General features: G+C 37.3%; 16 protein-coding genes, 4 tRNA genes, 1 other RNA gene and 1 pseudogene. 12 read left to right on the top strand and 10 right to left on the bottom strand.

Going from position 1 to position 15,719, the window contains the following annotated elements; translation table 11 throughout:
• Positions 1-168 precede the first annotated feature (168 nt).
• The 11 genes and pseudogenes from phsA (at position 169) to B9N62_RS00675 (ending at position 10,471) form a co-directional block, all read left to right on the top strand.
• Positions 169-2,442 (top strand): annotated as a pseudogene (gene phsA / locus B9N62_RS00720) (thiosulfate reductase PhsA).
• Positions 2,443-2,451: 9 nt separating this feature from the next.
• Positions 2,452-3,015 carry a 4Fe-4S dicluster domain-containing protein gene (locus B9N62_RS00715; RefSeq protein WP_009294242.1) on the top strand — a complete coding sequence of 188 codons (564 nt, stop codon included), beginning with the start codon at positions 2,452-2,454 and terminating at the stop codon, positions 3,013-3,015.
• Positions 3,008-3,943 (top strand): NrfD/PsrC family molybdoenzyme membrane anchor subunit, encoded by a 936-nt coding sequence (nrfD, locus tag B9N62_RS00710; RefSeq protein ID WP_087583933.1) that lies wholly within the window; start codon positions 3,008-3,010, stop codon positions 3,941-3,943. The genes B9N62_RS00715 and nrfD overlap by 8 nt, the downstream gene beginning before the upstream one ends.
• 90 nt (positions 3,944-4,033) lie before the next feature.
• Positions 4,034-4,702, top strand: coding sequence for a response regulator transcription factor (locus B9N62_RS00705; protein ID WP_087583932.1), 669 nt, complete (start codon positions 4,034-4,036; stop codon positions 4,700-4,702).
• Complete coding sequence (locus tag B9N62_RS00700; protein WP_087583931.1) at positions 4,686-5,792, top strand: sensor histidine kinase; 1,107 nt, start codon at positions 4,686-4,688, stop codon at positions 5,790-5,792. The genes B9N62_RS00705 and B9N62_RS00700 overlap by 17 nt, the downstream gene beginning before the upstream one ends.
• A 49-nt stretch (positions 5,793-5,841) precedes the next feature.
• Positions 5,842-6,852 (top strand): Holliday junction branch migration DNA helicase RuvB, encoded by a 1,011-nt coding sequence (gene ruvB, locus B9N62_RS00695; RefSeq protein ID WP_021090089.1) that lies wholly within the window; start codon positions 5,842-5,844, stop codon positions 6,850-6,852.
• Between the two features lie 23 nt (positions 6,853-6,875).
• Positions 6,876-7,055 carry a hypothetical protein gene (locus B9N62_RS10420; protein WP_180382138.1) on the top strand — a complete coding sequence of 60 codons (180 nt, stop codon included), beginning with the start codon at positions 6,876-6,878 and terminating at the stop codon, positions 7,053-7,055.
• A 123-nt stretch (positions 7,056-7,178) separates the two neighbouring features.
• Positions 7,179-7,955 carry a hypothetical protein gene (locus tag B9N62_RS00690; RefSeq protein WP_180382137.1) on the top strand — a complete coding sequence of 259 codons (777 nt, stop codon included), beginning with the start codon at positions 7,179-7,181 and terminating at the stop codon, positions 7,953-7,955.
• A gap of 209 nt (positions 7,956-8,164) precedes the next feature.
• On the top strand, positions 8,165-9,205 hold the full coding sequence (locus B9N62_RS00685) for an AI-2E family transporter (RefSeq protein WP_087583930.1): 1,041 nt from the start codon (positions 8,165-8,167) through the stop codon (positions 9,203-9,205).
• Between the two features lie 14 nt (positions 9,206-9,219).
• Complete coding sequence (locus B9N62_RS00680) at positions 9,220-9,591, top strand: HIT family protein (protein WP_087583929.1); 372 nt, start codon at positions 9,220-9,222, stop codon at positions 9,589-9,591.
• A complete protein-coding gene (locus tag B9N62_RS00675; RefSeq protein WP_087583928.1) occupies positions 9,584-10,471 on the top strand; it encodes a cache domain-containing protein in 888 nt (295 codons plus the stop codon). Before B9N62_RS00680 ends, B9N62_RS00675 begins: the two co-directional genes overlap by 8 nt.
• A gap of 43 nt (positions 10,472-10,514) precedes the next feature.
• On the opposite strand, the gene ssrA is transcribed toward B9N62_RS00675, so the two are convergent.
• Together ssrA and B9N62_RS00665 are read right to left on the bottom strand one after the other, a co-directional pair.
• Positions 10,515-10,873: a transfer-messenger RNA gene (ssrA, locus tag B9N62_RS00670) on the bottom strand.
• A 27-nt stretch (positions 10,874-10,900) separates the two neighbouring features.
• On the bottom strand, positions 10,901-11,305 hold the full coding sequence (locus B9N62_RS00665; protein ID WP_087583927.1) for a phosphorelay protein: 405 nt from the start codon (positions 11,303-11,305) through the stop codon (positions 10,901-10,903).
• Positions 11,306-11,390: 85 nt separating this feature from the next.
• Here B9N62_RS00665 and panB point away from each other — a divergent pair, with 85 nt between their 5' ends.
• Positions 11,391-12,200: a 3-methyl-2-oxobutanoate hydroxymethyltransferase gene (gene panB / locus B9N62_RS00660; protein WP_087583926.1), complete on the top strand. Its 810-nt coding sequence runs from the start codon at positions 11,391-11,393 to the stop codon at positions 12,198-12,200.
• 37 nt (positions 12,201-12,237) lie between these two features.
• Here the strand turns inward: panB and B9N62_RS00655 are convergent, their stop codons facing one another.
• From B9N62_RS00655 to rpsF, 8 genes are all read right to left on the bottom strand, one after another.
• Positions 12,238-13,257 (bottom strand): bifunctional 3,4-dihydroxy-2-butanone 4-phosphate synthase/GTP cyclohydrolase II, encoded by a 1,020-nt coding sequence (locus tag B9N62_RS00655; RefSeq protein ID WP_087583925.1) that lies wholly within the window; start codon positions 13,255-13,257, stop codon positions 12,238-12,240.
• Between the two features lie 265 nt (positions 13,258-13,522).
• Positions 13,523-13,599: transfer RNA gene (locus tag B9N62_RS00650), tRNA-Asp, on the bottom strand.
• An 8-nt stretch (positions 13,600-13,607) separates the two neighbouring features.
• A tRNA-Val gene (locus B9N62_RS00645) sits at positions 13,608-13,683 on the bottom strand.
• Positions 13,684-13,700: 17 nt separating this feature from the next.
• Positions 13,701-13,776, bottom strand: a tRNA-Glu gene (locus B9N62_RS00640).
• Between the two features lie 13 nt (positions 13,777-13,789).
• Positions 13,790-13,865 (bottom strand) — tRNA-Lys (locus tag B9N62_RS00635).
• Positions 13,866-14,430: 565 nt separating this feature from the next.
• Entirely contained in the window at positions 14,431-14,691 is a 261-nt protein-coding gene (rpsR, locus tag B9N62_RS00630) for a 30S ribosomal protein S18 (protein ID WP_021091467.1), read from the bottom strand.
• Positions 14,692-14,706: 15 nt separating this feature from the next.
• Positions 14,707-15,264, bottom strand: a complete 558-nt coding sequence (locus tag B9N62_RS00625; RefSeq protein WP_087583924.1) for a single-stranded DNA-binding protein — start codon at positions 15,262-15,264, stop codon at positions 14,707-14,709.
• Between the two features lie 13 nt (positions 15,265-15,277).
• Positions 15,278-15,697, bottom strand: coding sequence for a 30S ribosomal protein S6 (gene rpsF, locus B9N62_RS00620; protein WP_004317779.1), 420 nt, complete (start codon positions 15,695-15,697; stop codon positions 15,278-15,280).
• Positions 15,698-15,719: the final 22 nt, after the last annotated feature.

The raw sequence follows: 15,719 nt of genomic DNA, 5'->3' as shown, positions 1-15,719 counted from the left end.
AATTATATTAATTAAATTTATCATTTTTAGAATTTTATTCATTTTGATATTAGAACACCCATTTTTTAAAACTAAAAATCTAAATATAAATATTAAGTAAAATTTAATTTTATTTTCAACTTTAAATACTAGAATAACTAAAGGCAAATATCTTTTAAAGGGAGAAAGATGAGCTTAAATAGACGAGAATTTTTAAAATTCGGTGCTGGAGTTAGTATGGTTGCATCGTCCTTACCGGGTGGTGCTTTGGAAAATGCTACAAAGCAAGATGAGAAGTACGTCCGTAGCTTTTGCGAGATGTGCTCTTCAAGATGCCCTATCGAAGCAAAGGTCGTTGATAATAAAATTTGCTTCTTAAGCGGCAATCCAAAAGCTGGCGGTACGGCGACTTCGCTTTGTGCAAGAGGTGGCTCTGGTTTTAGTCAGCTTTATGACGAAAATAGAGTCAAAAAGCCTTTGATCAGGGTTGGTAAGAGAGGCGAAAATAAGTGGCGTGAGGCCAGCTGGGACGAAGCACTTGATCTAGTTGCTTCAAAAATGCTTGAGATAAAGCAAAAGTATGGTCCAGAAAGCTTCATTTTTACCTGTAAAAGCTCACAAACGCATAAGCTAATGGTAAATTTTGCCTCATCTTATGGCTCGCCAAACTGCTTTTCACACTTTTCATGCTGTCCGATCACATATCAAATGGTCTGCTAGCAGATGTATGGAATAGCTAAGCTAAAAAGAGACTTTGCAAACGCAAAATATATTGTAAATTTTGGTCACAATCTCTTTGAAGGCATAGTTATAGCCGATGCTAAAAAGCTTGCTAAATTTGCAGCTAAAAAAGATACAAAGCTACTTGTGCTTGAGCCAAGATTTAGCGTGGTGGCTTCAAAGGCTGATGAGTGGCTGCCAGTTAGACCTGGTACCGATCTAGCTTTTGTGCTAGCTATCATAAATACATGGATACAAAATGGCACTTACGATAAAGAATTTATTGAAAAATTTACAATTGGCTTTGATGAGATCGTTAAAAGCGTAGAGGGCAAAACGCCTGAATGGCAAGAGGCGATCACAGGCATAAAAGCAAGTGATGTTAGACGCATCGCTGATGAAATTTATAAAGCTGCCCCAAGAGTTATTTTTGATTTTGGGCATAAGACAACCACCACAAAAGCTGAATACATGAGGACAAAGGCCATCATGGTGGCAAATGCAATGATGGGTAACTGGGAGGTTAAAGGTGGTCTTTTTGGTGGCAAAAATGCAAAAACCTTTAACAAGCTAGTTGGCGAGGATAAATTTCCAGTTCTTAAAAACCCAGATGAGAAATTTAAAGTGCCAAAAGTCACTAGACTAGACTTCGCTGGCGAGGCTGGTAGGCATAAATTTGTAAGTAGAAAACATGGCGTTTTGATGGATATAAATGACGCTATCTTAAACGAAAAGCCTTACGCCATAAAAGGCTGGTTTAATATCCGCTTTAATCACCTAATAAACGTTGCTGAGACGATGAAGAGCATAGAGGCGATGAAGAAGCTTGATTTTATCGTGGTAAGCGATGTTTATCTAAACGATATGGCGACCTTTGCTGATGTCATCTTGCCTGAGAGCAGCTATCTTGAGCGCGACGAGGGCATAGAGGACAAGTCAGGTCTAAAACCAGCTTATATGATAAGAAATAAAGTCGTTGATCCAGTTGGCGACACGAAGGACGGGGCGTTTATCTTTAGAGAGCTAGCACGCCGCATGAAGATAGACGAGCTTTACACTTGGAACGACATACGTGAGTTTAGGATGCAACAAGCTGGTGGAGATGTAAATTTACTCGCTGCTCTTGAAAAAGATGGCTTTATCACGTGGGATGAGCCGGGAATTTTGTTTAGAGAAAAAGGCATGATCGATAAATTTGTCGCTAAATATCCAGTCGCTGCTAAATTTGTAGGAGAAAATGGACTAATGGACGATATGGCCAAACTTAAAACAAAAAGCGGCAAGATAGAGCTATTTTTACCTGACGTTGAGGCGCAGTTTGCAGGATATGGCGCGCTAAATGACAAAGATATGGATACATTTGACGGACACGAGCTTTGCTTAACCTGTGGCAAAACGCCTGTCCATACTAACGGCCACACCCAAACAGTGCCATTTTTAAATGACCTCATGAGTGATAGCCCTATCTGGATCAATCCAAACACAGCTAAAAAGCAAAATTTACGTGACGGCGACATGGTCTTGGTCAAAAATAAATTTGGCGAGCAAAAGGGCAAGCTTATGGTGACTGAGGGCATTAGAGAAGATACGCTCTTTATCTATCACGGCTTTGGACACATCACGCCAGGCCTTAAGAGCATAGATCACGTGGGACTTAACACAAGCGTGCTTCTTGATCCAGCTGAGGGTCCAGTGGCTGCGACTATGGTTACAAATGTTGGCGTTAGCATAAGTAAAGCGTAAGGATAGAAAATGAAAAAATATATGATGATACATGATGAAAATTTATGCATCGGCTGTCAAGGCTGCTCGGTAGCTTGCAGAAGTGCAAACAACGTGCCAAGGGGACTTTACCGCTTGCAGGTGCATGCAAAGATGAGTGGGACATTTCCAAATTTAAAGACTGACTTTTTACGTCAAAGCTGCGTTATGTGCGAAGATGCACCTTGTGTTGAGGTTTGTCCAACTGGAGCTAGCTTTAAAACGGCTGATGGCGTGACGCTGCTTGATCACAGAATTTGCGTTAGTTGCAAGTACTGCATCCTAGCCTGTCCATACGATGCTCGCTACGTCTTGCCAGATGGCGAGATAGGCAAATGCACATTTTGCTATGAGAGCAGGCTAGAAGAGGGCAAAGATCCAGCATGTGTTAGCGTCTGCCCTACCAATGCCCTAACTTTTGGCGACGTAAATGATGAGAACTCTAAAATTTCAAAGAAATTAAAAGAGAGCAAATACTACTTACCAAAAGCGGAGTTAAACACAAAACCTTCACTTGCGATGATCGCAAATACAAAAGGAGCACACCATGAATAACATGTCAGGAAGCCTAGCTCAATACACAGAAATTTACTGGGGCTGGCCGATAGCTTTTTATCTATTTTTAGCAGGACTTAGTGCAGGTGCTAGCATCGTTGCTGTGCTTATCTCAAATAAATTTGGCAAGGATAACTACTACTTTAAAGCAGCCGCTCTTATCGCTCCGGTGGCGATCATTCTTGGACTTGCTCTTTTGGTGCTTGATCTTGGCAAGCCTCTTAGCTTTTACTGGATACTCTTGCTTTACAACTTCGACTCAGTTATGTCAATAGGCGTTGCACTGCTTCTAGTCTATACACCTCTTAGCGTTATATACGCGCTTGGTGCGTTTAAAAATGAGATCGCATCGCTTAAAATTTCTCTTTTTGATGCGTTTTCAAATTTAGCTAGCAAGCTTTCAGGGGTGCTTGGAGTTTTACTTTTCATCCTTGGCATCGGCGTTGGCGCATATACAGGCTTTTTGCTAAGTGCAGCTCACAAGATCGCACTTTGGAATACATCAGTCTTGCCAGTATTATTTTTAGTATCAGGCTTGAGCTGTGCTGGTGCATTTACGTTACTTGTTGGCGTGCTAAAAGATAAGGCAAAAAGGCAAAACGATATTGCACACTATTTATTAAAATTTGATTTTTTTGCGATTATTGCCGAGTTTTTGCTCATAGTTGCTCTTTTTATGGTTGTAAAAGGTTCAAGCACAAGTGGAGCGGAGAGCGTAGCAAACGCACTTAGCGCAAATTCTCTTGGGCTAATATTTTATATTGGTGTCATTGGTTTTGGTATGGCTTTGCCTATCATTTTAGACTTAAGCGTTTTAAAGGTGCATGATTTTAAACGCGAATTTGCCGTGATCAACGCATTATTCGTAATATGTGGCGTATTTTTGCTAAGGTGTTACATTGTCTATGCGGGGCAAATTTTTATTTAATACTTAAAAAAGAATTTTAATTTGAAATTTACCTATTAAGTATTACAATAGATAAAAATCTTATTAAAGTTTGTTTTTTAGGAGAGCGTTTTGAAGATTTTGCTTTTAGAAGATGATTTGGGGTTTCAAGAGAGCGTCTGTGAGTTTTTGCAGACGCTTGGTTATGAAGTTACAGCGGTGAGCGACGGTCAAGAGGCTTGCGATATGATAGAGAAAAATTTCTATCACCTCTTTATGCTTGATATAAAAGTTCCTGGCGTAAATGGACATGAAGTTATCAAGTACATAAGGAGCTTAAACCCAAACGCTCCTATCATGATAACAACATCTTTAGTTGATATAGGCGATATGGCTATTGGCTACGAGCTTGGCTGTAACGAATACCTAAAAAAGCCATTTGAGCTTGCTGAGCTTAAATTTAGAGTAGCTGAGCTTATGAGAAAATACTATGGAACTGATGATAAAAACATAGTAAAGATCAATGACGAATTTAGCTTTAATCTAAACAAGCGTGCGCTATTTAAAAACGGCAAAATGGTCGATCTTAGCGCAAAAGAAGTTGCACTTGTTGAGTGTCTAGTTTCACATCTAAATTCTTACGTCAGCATGGAAGAGCTAAGAGATCTTGTCTGGAACGATAAAGATATAGAGGGCGCTGATATAAGAATGCACGTTTTAAAGATAAGAAACAAAACAACCAGTGACTTTATCACTTCAAAGAGGCGTATAGGCTACAAGATAGATGCACAAGAGCTTTAAGATCCAGATCATAGCGACATTTGTGATAATGTCGCTATTTTGCTTTCAAAGCTTTGTGATCCTAAATTTAAGCCAAAAAAACAGCACTTCGAAAGCTCTTTTTGGTGCTATGAAACATGAAAACATCATCAAAAATTCATTTCTAAAAAACGAAAACATAGCTATTTCTTTAAAATATAAATTTGCAATCTACGATGTAAATTTTAAACCAATTATCTCAACTCTCACAAAACAGCCAAGTAGCTTTAAATTTGTAACACTTGAAGAGGACGGATATCTATTCTACAAAAGCTTTTTTATAAAAGATAAGACACCTTACTATGTTGTAGTGGAAAATGAACTTGACAATAAAAAAAGTATATTTCTAACAGCCATTATGTTGCTTGTTATACTTATAGCGGTACTTTTTATCGTTTATTTTTTATATCTAAGCAGTGTTAAGCCCTATAAAGACTTTCAAAGATATATGAATAATTTCTTTAATGACGCCATGCATGAGCTAAAGACTCCCCTTGGCGTGGCTGGTATGAATCTTGAGATGCTTGGACTTGAAAATAAATATATAACCCGCATCAAAAACGCCCTAAAACAGATGCAAATAACTTATGAAGATGTTGAGTATTTCATAAAGCGTGGCTACATCAAATTTCCAAATGAGCGGCTAAATTTAGGCGAATACGTGAGTGAAAGGATAAAATTTTTACAAAGTGTGGCAGATGTCAAGCACATAGCTATAAATACAAATTTGGTAGATGATGCCTATATCACACTAAGCAAAGTAGAGGCGCAGCGTATCATCGACAATACCATCACAAACGCCATAAAATACAGCCAAAAAGAGAGCGAAATACTAATAAATTTAAGCTTTGAAAATGACCGGATAAAGCTTAGTGTACAAGACTTTGGCAAGGGGATAAAGGACGTAAAAAGGGTCTGGAAGCGCTACGTCAGAGAGGATGAAATCCAAGGCGGCTTTGGCCTTGGGCTAAATATCGTCAGCGAAATTTGCCAAAAACATGACATCATATATGGCGTCGATAGCGTTTATAATGATGGCAGCACCTTTTACTATAAATTTAAACGAGCTTAAATTAAGCATAAAAGCGTAAAATGAAGCCTTAAATTTAGAAGGAAAAACTTTGGATAGAATCGTTGAAATTGAAAAAGTAAGCTTTGAAAATGACTTTGAAGTCTCGCTTAGACCGACAAAATTTGAAGACTACATCGGCCAAGAAAAGATAAAGCAAAATTTAGATGTCTTTATAAAAGCGGCCAAAAAGCGAAATGAGTGCCTAGATCACGTGCTATTTTACGGCCCTCCAGGACTTGGTAAGACGACCCTTGCTCACATCATCGCAAATGAAATGGGCGTGAGTATCAAAATGACCGCAGCGCCGATGATAGAAAAGAGTGGCGATCTTGCGGCGATCCTTACAAATTTACAAGAGGGCGACGTGCTTTTTATCGATGAGATCCACCGCCTAAGTCCAGCTATCGAAGAGGTGCTCTACCCTGCGATGGAGGACTTTAGGCTTGATATTATAATTGGCTCAGGGCCGGCTGCCCAGACTATCAAGATAGACTTGCCAAAATTTACACTAATAGGCGCAACGACGCGTGCTGGCATGATCTCAGCGCCTTTAAGAGACCGCTTTGGGATGGACTTTAGGCTGCAGTTTTACACAAGTAGTGAGCTAAGCCGTATCGTACAGATCGCCTCAGCCAAGCTTGGCAAAGAGTGCGACAAAAACGCCTCACTTGAGATCGCCAAACGCTCACGTGCCACACCAAGGATCGCTCTTAGACTGCTAAAGCGAATTCGCGACTTTGCCGAGGTAAATGATGAGCAAATCATCAGTCACGAGCGTGCAAAAGAGGGACTTAATGCACTTGGTGTAAATTCGCTTGGATTTGATGAGATGGATATTAGGTATTTAGAAATTTTAATGCAAGCAAGGCGCCGTCCTATGGGGCTTAGCACGATCGCTGCGGCACTTAGCGAGGACGAGGGCACGGTTGAGGACGTCATCGAGCCATATCTGCTTGCAAATGGCTTTATTGAGCGTACCGCAAAGGGTAGGATCGCGAGTGCGAAATGCTTTGAGACCTTTAACGTCAAGATCGATATCGAAAAAGGGCTTTTTGAGTAGCAAAATTTAAATTTGGAGCAAAAATGGGCGAGCCACATCTTTGTCCTAAGTGCGAGCAAAGGACGATTTACTTTGACGGGATCTGCTACTGGTGCAGGCAAAAAGAGAAGCTGGAGTTTTATGAAGGCTTAAGCGAGACTGAGATTAAACAAAAGCTAAAAAATGTCCTATCTCACACAGAGGAGATAGGTAAATATAATTAAATTTACAGCGATCTTGTCTATATTTTCTACCTGCACGGCATTTGCGACGAGCAGATCATAAGAGAAGTAACCAAGCAGGGCGAATACTATCCGTTTGAAATTTACAAAAATGCTCCAAGTGACGTGAGAGATGAGCTTATAAATAGGCTTAACGGCGCTGAAAATAGGGTAAAAATAAATCACATCCTTTGCGCACTTGCCTGGCAGGGCGATGAGGTGGTAAGGGAGCTATTTTTTAAGCTTTATAATGCGCCAAAGCCTTGGAAAGCAAAGCTTCACGTTGATATGGATGGATACGCGCAAGTTGCTGGCTGGAGCTTTGATGAGAGTGGTAAGAGAAGAAGCCTAGTTTTTGATAAGTGTTTTACATGTGAGCCAAGCCAAAATGCAGACGCAAGCATTAAATTTAAAGCACTAAGCGATGAAAAATGTAAATTTTGTAGCGGTGAGATGCTGGAATTTATCATCAAAAAAGAGAGTCTAAAGCGACTCGGACTAGAGCTAAAAAACGATGCTGTGCTTAAATTTTGCCCAACATGTGTGGGCTTGGTGCAGTATTTTTGCCAAAATGATGACAATAATATGCAAACAGAGATAGTGGGCGAGGGCGAGAGTGAGGACTATTTAAGAGATGCTGTGACGACTCTTGATGGGCAAAATTTCGAGCTAGCCAGCGAGGTTTGCGCTCACTACTCGTATATGATAGATAGCGAAATTTTGCTTGGTGGATATCCGCAGTGGGAGCAAGACGCGGAGTACTTGCACTGCCCAAAATGCGGTAAAAGTATGAGATATCTAGCACAAATTTCCCTTGGTGGCTTGATAGATGGCGAGGGCATTATATATTTGCAAATTTGTGATGAATGCGAGATCGTTGGGGCAAATTTTCAGTGCACGTAAAAGGTTAAATTTATAGGAGCTTTTGAGCTGGAAATTTTGCGTAAAACTTGCTAGGCAAATTTATAAAATTTACTTAGCACTAGTGCCACGCTAAAAACACCCAAAGCATAGTCTTTGCAAGCTTAGTATCAAAGAGTATGAGCAAATTTGGCAAGCAGATGAAGAGCTTTGATAAATTTGCTATAATAATCCCATTTTAAGGGAGCAAGATGAACAATAGACTATTTTTTGGAATTTTTGTATTTTGTGCTTTGGCTTTGGTGGTCTATCTTTTTAAACCATATTTGCTTGATATTTTTATCGCAGCACTGCTTGCTGTCGCGGTTTCAAATGTCCAAATCGCATTTTTATCGCTTACCAAAAACCGCAAGACGCTTTCATCGGCTCTTACCACATCTGTACTTCTTTGCTTATTTATCGCCCCACTTCTTTATGCGGTGGTTGAGATCGCAAAATACGCGGCTGGCTTTGATATAAACAATGTCACAAAGACTATCGAATTTATCAAAAATTATGATTTTAGGATGCCTGAGTCGATAAATTTTTTAGAGCCAAAAATAAAAGAATTTATCGGTGGACTTGATATTAAAATGCTTTTTTCTCAACTTGCGACAAATCTTGCAAGTCTAGGTAAGTTAAGCCTTAAATTTGGCGTTGATATGATTATTATTTTGGTCTTTTTCTTCTTTTGCAATCTTTATGGCAATGAACTAATCAGCTATCTAAAATATGCACTTCCGCTAAAGCAAGATGATACAGAGTCTATTTTAAGTGAGGTTGGCAACGTGATGAGCGTCGTTTTTTACTCAACCATCGCAAATATGATAATCCAAGGCTTTTTATTTGCTATTGTCACAAGCTTTTACGGCTATGACGGCGTGCTAACTGGCATCTTTTTTAGCTTTGCTTCACTCATCCCAGTTGTTGGCGGTATTTTGGCATGGGCGCCTATTAGTATTTATGAGTTTGCAAATGGCAACACAGCAGCAGCGATAACTATTGCAATTTATACGATCGTAGTGATCTCATTTGCAGCTGATACGCTTTTAAAACCACTTGTTATTAAATTTATAAACTCGAAGCTGGTTAAAATACCAACAAAGATAAATGAACTTCTTATATTCTTTGCGATGCTTGCAGGTATCACGACATTTGGGTTTTGGGGTGTGATCCTTGGACCAGCAATCGTGACATTTTTTATCTCGACTATCAAGCTTTATACGCTTTTAAGAGAGAGAAATTTTGTATAAAAATAGGAATAAATATGATCTATGAAGATAAATTTATAAAAATCGAGCGTGAAGATAACGAGCTTCCGTGGGTGAAAATTTTTAGCGCAAAGCCATATAGGGAGCTAAGTGAGTGCGATGAGGCGAGTAGAGCTAGGCTTTTTGAGGCGATGCTGGTTGCTGAAAAGGCTATGCTTGAGTTTTATAAACCAACTAAGATAAACATCGCAAGCTTTGGAAACTATGTGCCACACGTGCATATTCATGTTATTGCTAGATTTAGTGATGACGCATTTTTCCCAGATAGCGTTTGGGCAGCTGCTAAGAGAAAAAGCGAGCTTGAGTTGCCAGAATTTGATAAATTTGCAAAATTTTTAGAAGAAAAGTTAAGGGCTAGTTTTGAATAAATATAAAAAATATTTTAATTTCTATATCGTTTTTATCTTTATTATAGTGCTTGGAGGACTTTTTTACTTTCTTTACAGCTCTTATATGGCTGAAAAGATACAAAATAATATGCGAGTCTTTTTCGATTACCAGGTAAAACAGCTTAATAAAAGTATAGATGATGAGAAATTTTCATCAATGGCGATCTCTATCCTGCTTGCTCAAAATGAGTCTATACAAATGTGCTTGCTAGGGCAAAGTCGTGATGAATGTATAAAAAATATCGAAAATTTAACCAAAACCCTTGGCGCAGCATCGATGTATAACAACATTAAGCTTCATATTTATGATAAAGATCTAAAAAGCTATGTAAGGAGTTGGGATCTAAACAGATATGGCGATATGATCGCTAGTAGTAGGTTTTTAGTGCAAGAGTCAAGGCATCAAAACAAGCCCATGGTCGGCATCGAGGCGTGGTATGCTGGAACGCATATAAGGGCTGTCTCAAACGTAGTACGTGATGGTAAAATTATTGGCAACATCGAGGTTTTGTTAAATTTTGACTCACTTGGAAATTATTTTAAAAAGCAAGGAATTGATCTATTTGTTCTTTTGGCAAAAGACAAGATGCCATCACGTAAAAGCATTCCAAGTGATCAAATTTTAAATGATTATTACATCGAAAATTTAAGCAGTGCAAATTTAAATATAGTAGGTTTTTTGCGTGATATTAATTTTAAAGAATATGAATTTTACGTTTATAAAACTCACTACTTTTGCGTGGTACCACTAATAGATGCTAGCAACACACAAATAGGCTATTATGTGCTTCATGTAAATACCAATGAAAAAGAGCGAAATATTTCACAAAATTATTTCGAGTCAGAAGAGCTTTTTTAATTTAATCTATTTAATAAAAAATTATTTGTATTTTAGATAAAAATGGTGGAAGCGAGGGGGATCGAACCCCTGTCCAAAAACAAAATACATACAGCCTCTACACGCTTAGCAAAAGTGAAAATTTCATCTAAAAAGGCTCACTTTCCAAAACCAAAATTTAGACTAAGACTAAAATTTCAGCTAGCAAGCAGTCACTTTGCGAGCCTACTCTAGCTAAATTGCTTGCTTTTGTCCTAGCTAGAATTAGACTAAGCAAGGCTCAACTGAACTTACGCAGCTTTAGCGTAAGCAGGAGCAAAATTAACGTTGTTTGCGTTTAAATTTAATTTGAGCTTTTTACGCTTTGCTCAAAGCGACGTGCCACCGTACACACTCTGCTCCTGTCGAAGCCAAGTCGCTCCCAAAAAAATAAAATGGTTAGTGAATTATTTAGTTAAGTTTTGCAGGCACATCAATGATTTTTGGCTCAAGAACACTAAAATATTCAAAATCGTTCTCGACGTCATCTTTATATTTATTAAACTGATCGCTAATAAGTAGTAACCAATCTATAAATTTATCATTTGCTGGACCCTTTAGACTTCTTGCCTCTTGAGTTATCTCTTCAGCTAAAGTTGTAAGCTTTAATATCGGATCAAGATGCATGAATCCTGCTGCTGATTTAATATTATGAAAAATCCTAGTAAGCTCTAGGATGCTATCTTTATATTTATCAGCTCTTTCTAAATTTATTATCAAAGGCTCGAGTAAATCGCACATTAAAGCATAGTGAGATAAAAATTCTTCAACTATATCATAAGAGTAATCTATTTCAAGCCTTTTTAATATACCCATTTTTATGTCCTTAAGAAATTGGCGTAATTGTAGCAAAAATTTGATAAAATTGTTAGCCTTTTAGCTAAAATCCTTGGAGCTTGCAATGAAAAATGAAAAAACTCAGAAGAAAAAACTAAGCATAAATGATATAAAAAATAAAAAAGGCATTGAGCCTATTGTAATGATAACTGCCTATGATGCGTTATTTGCTAAGCTTTTTGATGATTATGCTGATATTATTTTGGTTGGCGATAGCTTAAATATGAGTTTTAATATGCAAGAAAGCACGATAGGTGCGGACATGAATACCATGCTTTATCATACAAAGGCCGTTTGTAACGGAGCTAAAAATACTTTTATCATAGCTGATATGCCATTTGGCAGCTATACAAATGAAAAGCAAGCGATAAAAAATGCGATGAAATTTTTCAAACAGACAAATGCCGATGCGGTAAAGCTCGAAGTTGGCATGCATCAAGTAAATTTAGTAAAGCGTCTTTGTGAAGAGGGTATAAACGTTATGGCTCACATTGGCTTAAAGCCTCAGTTTTATAAATTTGAAGGTGGATATAAGATAAAAGGCAGAAGCAAGATCGAGGCAAAAAAACTAATTGAAGAGGCTTTGGCGTTTGAGCAAGTTGGAGCATTTGGTATCTTGCTTGAGGGTACGATGAGTAGCGTGGCTAGTGAGATAACAAAGCAAGTTCATATACCAGTTATTGGTATCGGATCTGGAGTAAACGTCGATGGACAGGTGCTTGTGTGGTCTGATATGCTTGGTTTTTTTGAAGACTTTAAACCAAAATTTGTAAAACGCTATCTTGATGGAGCGGATATTGTAAGAAAGAGTGTGCAATCCTACGCAAATGATGTAAAGAGCAAAATTTTTCCAAGTGAAGAATTTTGCTATTAGGACGATTGATATCCGCACTAAATAGAACGTTGTAAAATTAAATTTCTTTATAGCCTTTTATATCAAGACCAAAACCTGCTAAGCTTACAAATTCTTTATTTTTATTTGAGCTTAAAAGCTCAATTTCGCTTATACCAAAATACTTTAAAATTTGTGCCCCAATGCCATAATCTTTTTGTGAGCTTGCATCGCTTTTATTACTGTCTAAAAATAGCAACACTCCACCATTTTTGCTTAAAAAATCCAACGACTTTAATAAATTATCAAATTTATCTCCGCTTAAAAGCTCATGGTCTTTGCTTATTTTTTGAAATTTTACATTAGTTTGTGCTTTTATCTCTCCAAAAACATAGGCAGCATGATTTTTATTTTCGTGATCTTTTATGTCATATCTTTTTGCTTCAAAACCACAGATTTTTACACTCTTTGCAGGCGAAACTTCTATTAAGCTTTCGTGGCTAAGTCTGTATTCTACTAAATCAGAAACGCTTATCATATTTAGGTTAAATTTTTTACAGAATTCCTCCAAATAATCACGTCTTGCCATTGTGCCATCTTCTTTTACGATCTCGCAAATCGCTGCCATTGGACTAACGCCAGCAAGTTTGCAAAGATCAACTGATCCTTCAGTGTGACCTGTTCGAACGAGTACGCCGCCTTTTTTTGCAATAAGCGGAAATATATGCCCAGGCCTTACAAAATTTTCAGGCACTGAATCAGTACTAGCAGCAAGTCTAATCGTCATATCACGCTCATAAGCACTTACACCTGTCGTTGCTTCCTTTGCATCAATCGTGACAGTAAATGCGGTTTCGTGACTGGATGTATTTTTAGAAACCATTAGTGGCAAATCAAGTCTTTTTGCGTTTGCTTCATCCATTGCAAGGCAAAGTACACCTTTTGCATGAGTGATCGCAAAATTTACCTTTTGCATATCGCTGCTTGCCGCTGAAAAAACCAAGTCTCCTTCATTCTCACGGTCCTCATCATCGACCATAATTACCATTTTGCCATTTTTTATATCTTCAATCGCTTTTAATACATTTTCAAGTGTCATAAATTTTCCTTATTAAATTTTTACGATTATATTGATTTTTTGATAACTTAGAGATAAAAATATTAATTTTGATTTGTCTTGTATCAATTATTTAGAAATTTTAGTAAAAGATTTATTTTTAAATATATGCAATTTAGTGGCGATAACTTAGATTTTATTTTTAATTTGTCTTACGTATAAATTTTTAAAGCATAAATTTTTTAATAAAAACACTATTTTTAAGAACAGCAATAACTGGGAAAAATGGAAGTTAAAGAATAATAGATGGCGCAGCGGACGGGGCTCGAACCCGCGACCTCCGCCGTGACAGGGCGGCATTCTAACCAACTGAACTACCGCTGCACCTAAAATGGTGGTCGCTATAAGACTCGAACTTATGACATCCACCTTGTAAGGGTGGCGCTCTACCAACTGAGCTAAGCGACCTAAAATTTAAAAATATCTGGCGACCCTTAGAGGATTTGAACCTCTGTTTCTACACAGAGAAAGTAGAGTCCTGAGCCACTAGACGAAAGGGTCATAAACCCAAAAATGGTGTCCTGCGTTGGATTCGAACCAACGGCCCCCTCATTAAAAGTGAGATGCTCTACCGACTGAGCTAGCAAGACATTTACTTAAAAAAGAATTGAGATTATACAAAAAACATTATTACATGTCAAGAAAAGGATGCTTAAAATTTGTTTTTAGTTAACATTGTTGCATGGTTAGGTTGGTTTGGCATCAGTTGATTTGAAAAATACATGATAAATACCACTTGCAAGATATATGAACACCAAATGGATGAATATTGGATTTATTGAATAAAGTTTATTTACATTTAAGTACCTTGTCTTTTAGCATTATGTGGACAGCTATTGCTATACGATAGATGATGCGTGATTCGTGGTAAAAATTGTGAATAATATGGATCAACGATATTGATTGTACATATGGCTAAATAAATTATTTTGAACTAATAAATTGATGCTATAGAGTTATTTAAAGACAGTATATATTTGAGATATCCACCTGAATAAATTCTAATTGTCTCGTGTAAGTTAAACCAAAATTATAGATAGTACTTGAAAAATATTTTAAACTGCAGTCAATAAATAAAAATCTATAAGAACATGAATCTAGGATATTTAAGATTAGGATTAAACCCCGTTAATAGGGGCTTAATAAGTTAAATAATCATAGTCCATCAAAAGGATTTGAAACTACATCTTTACGATCTACTATGTAAGGTATAATAGCTGCATGACGAGCTCTTTTGATCGCTTTTTCTACCATCTCTTGGTGTCTTTTTGATGTGCCAGTTAAACGTCTTGGCATAATTTTAAATCTTTCTGATAAACAATACTTTAAAAGAGAAGTATCTTTATAGTCTATAAAATCAATTTTTGCTTCTGTAAATTTGCAATATTTACGTGAATATTTTCTTTTTTCTGCCATTTTCTATCCTTTAAATTAAAACGGTATTTCGTTGTCGCCATCAAAATTATCGGCGTCAATGTTTATATCAGGGATTTTCTCCTCATAGTACTCTTCTTGTACTTTTTTATTTTGTGGTTGCATTTGCTGTCTTTGTGGTGCTGAATTTTGATATCCACCATTGCCATAGCTATTATTTGAACCATTATTTCGTTGTTGTGAGTACGAACTATTTTGATTAAATCCACCTTGATTTTGTCCATTAGCTCCGCTATTTCCACCAAGCATCTCCATATTTTCAACTACGATTGAGTGCTTTGAACGGTTTTGTCCATTATTGTCGGTCCATTGATCAAATTTTAATCTTCCTTCAACCAGAAGTTTGGAGCCTTTGCTTAAATATTGATTTGCTATCTCAGCTGATTTACCAAAGAACGATATGTCAATAAAGCATGTCTCTTCACGTTTTTCGCCGTTAGTATTAAATTTTCTAGTAACAGCAATACCGGAATTTCCTATAGCAGATCCACTAGTAGTGTATCTTAGCTCGATATCTCTTGTTAAATTCCCAACCAGTACTACTTTATTGAACATTTTTTATCCTTGATTATTCTTCTGTAAATGTTTGCTCGTCTACTTTTTCAGCTCTTGGTTCGCGCGGTGCTCTTGGCTCGCGAGGTTCTTTTTTTATAGTTTGCTTGATACCTTTGCAAAGTCTTTCCCAAGCTGCGATTTCGCGTTTGTTTTCATATTTAACGCTTAAAAATCTTATGATATCTTCTGTGATCCTTACGTTTCTTGTAAGCTCTGCAAGAAGTGCTGGTGGAGCTTTGTAGTAGATAACAAAATATGTTCCACGCTCATATTTTTTGATGGTATAAGCTAGTTTTCTAGTGCCCATCTCAACGACAGTAGCGATCTCACCACCGTTTTTTGTTATGACTTCTTTTACGAAGTCAACCTTAGCTTTAACTTCCTCTTCCGTCAATGTCGGCTTAAGAATAAATAAAAGCTCGTAATGTTTCATTTTTTCTCCTTATGGATATTTA

The organism is Campylobacter concisus (assembly GCF_002165785.1).
In the GTDB taxonomy this organism is placed as follows: domain Bacteria; phylum Campylobacterota; class Campylobacteria; order Campylobacterales; family Campylobacteraceae; genus Campylobacter_A; species Campylobacter_A concisus_W.
This window is presented reverse-complemented; position numbering and strand designations above follow the sequence as displayed.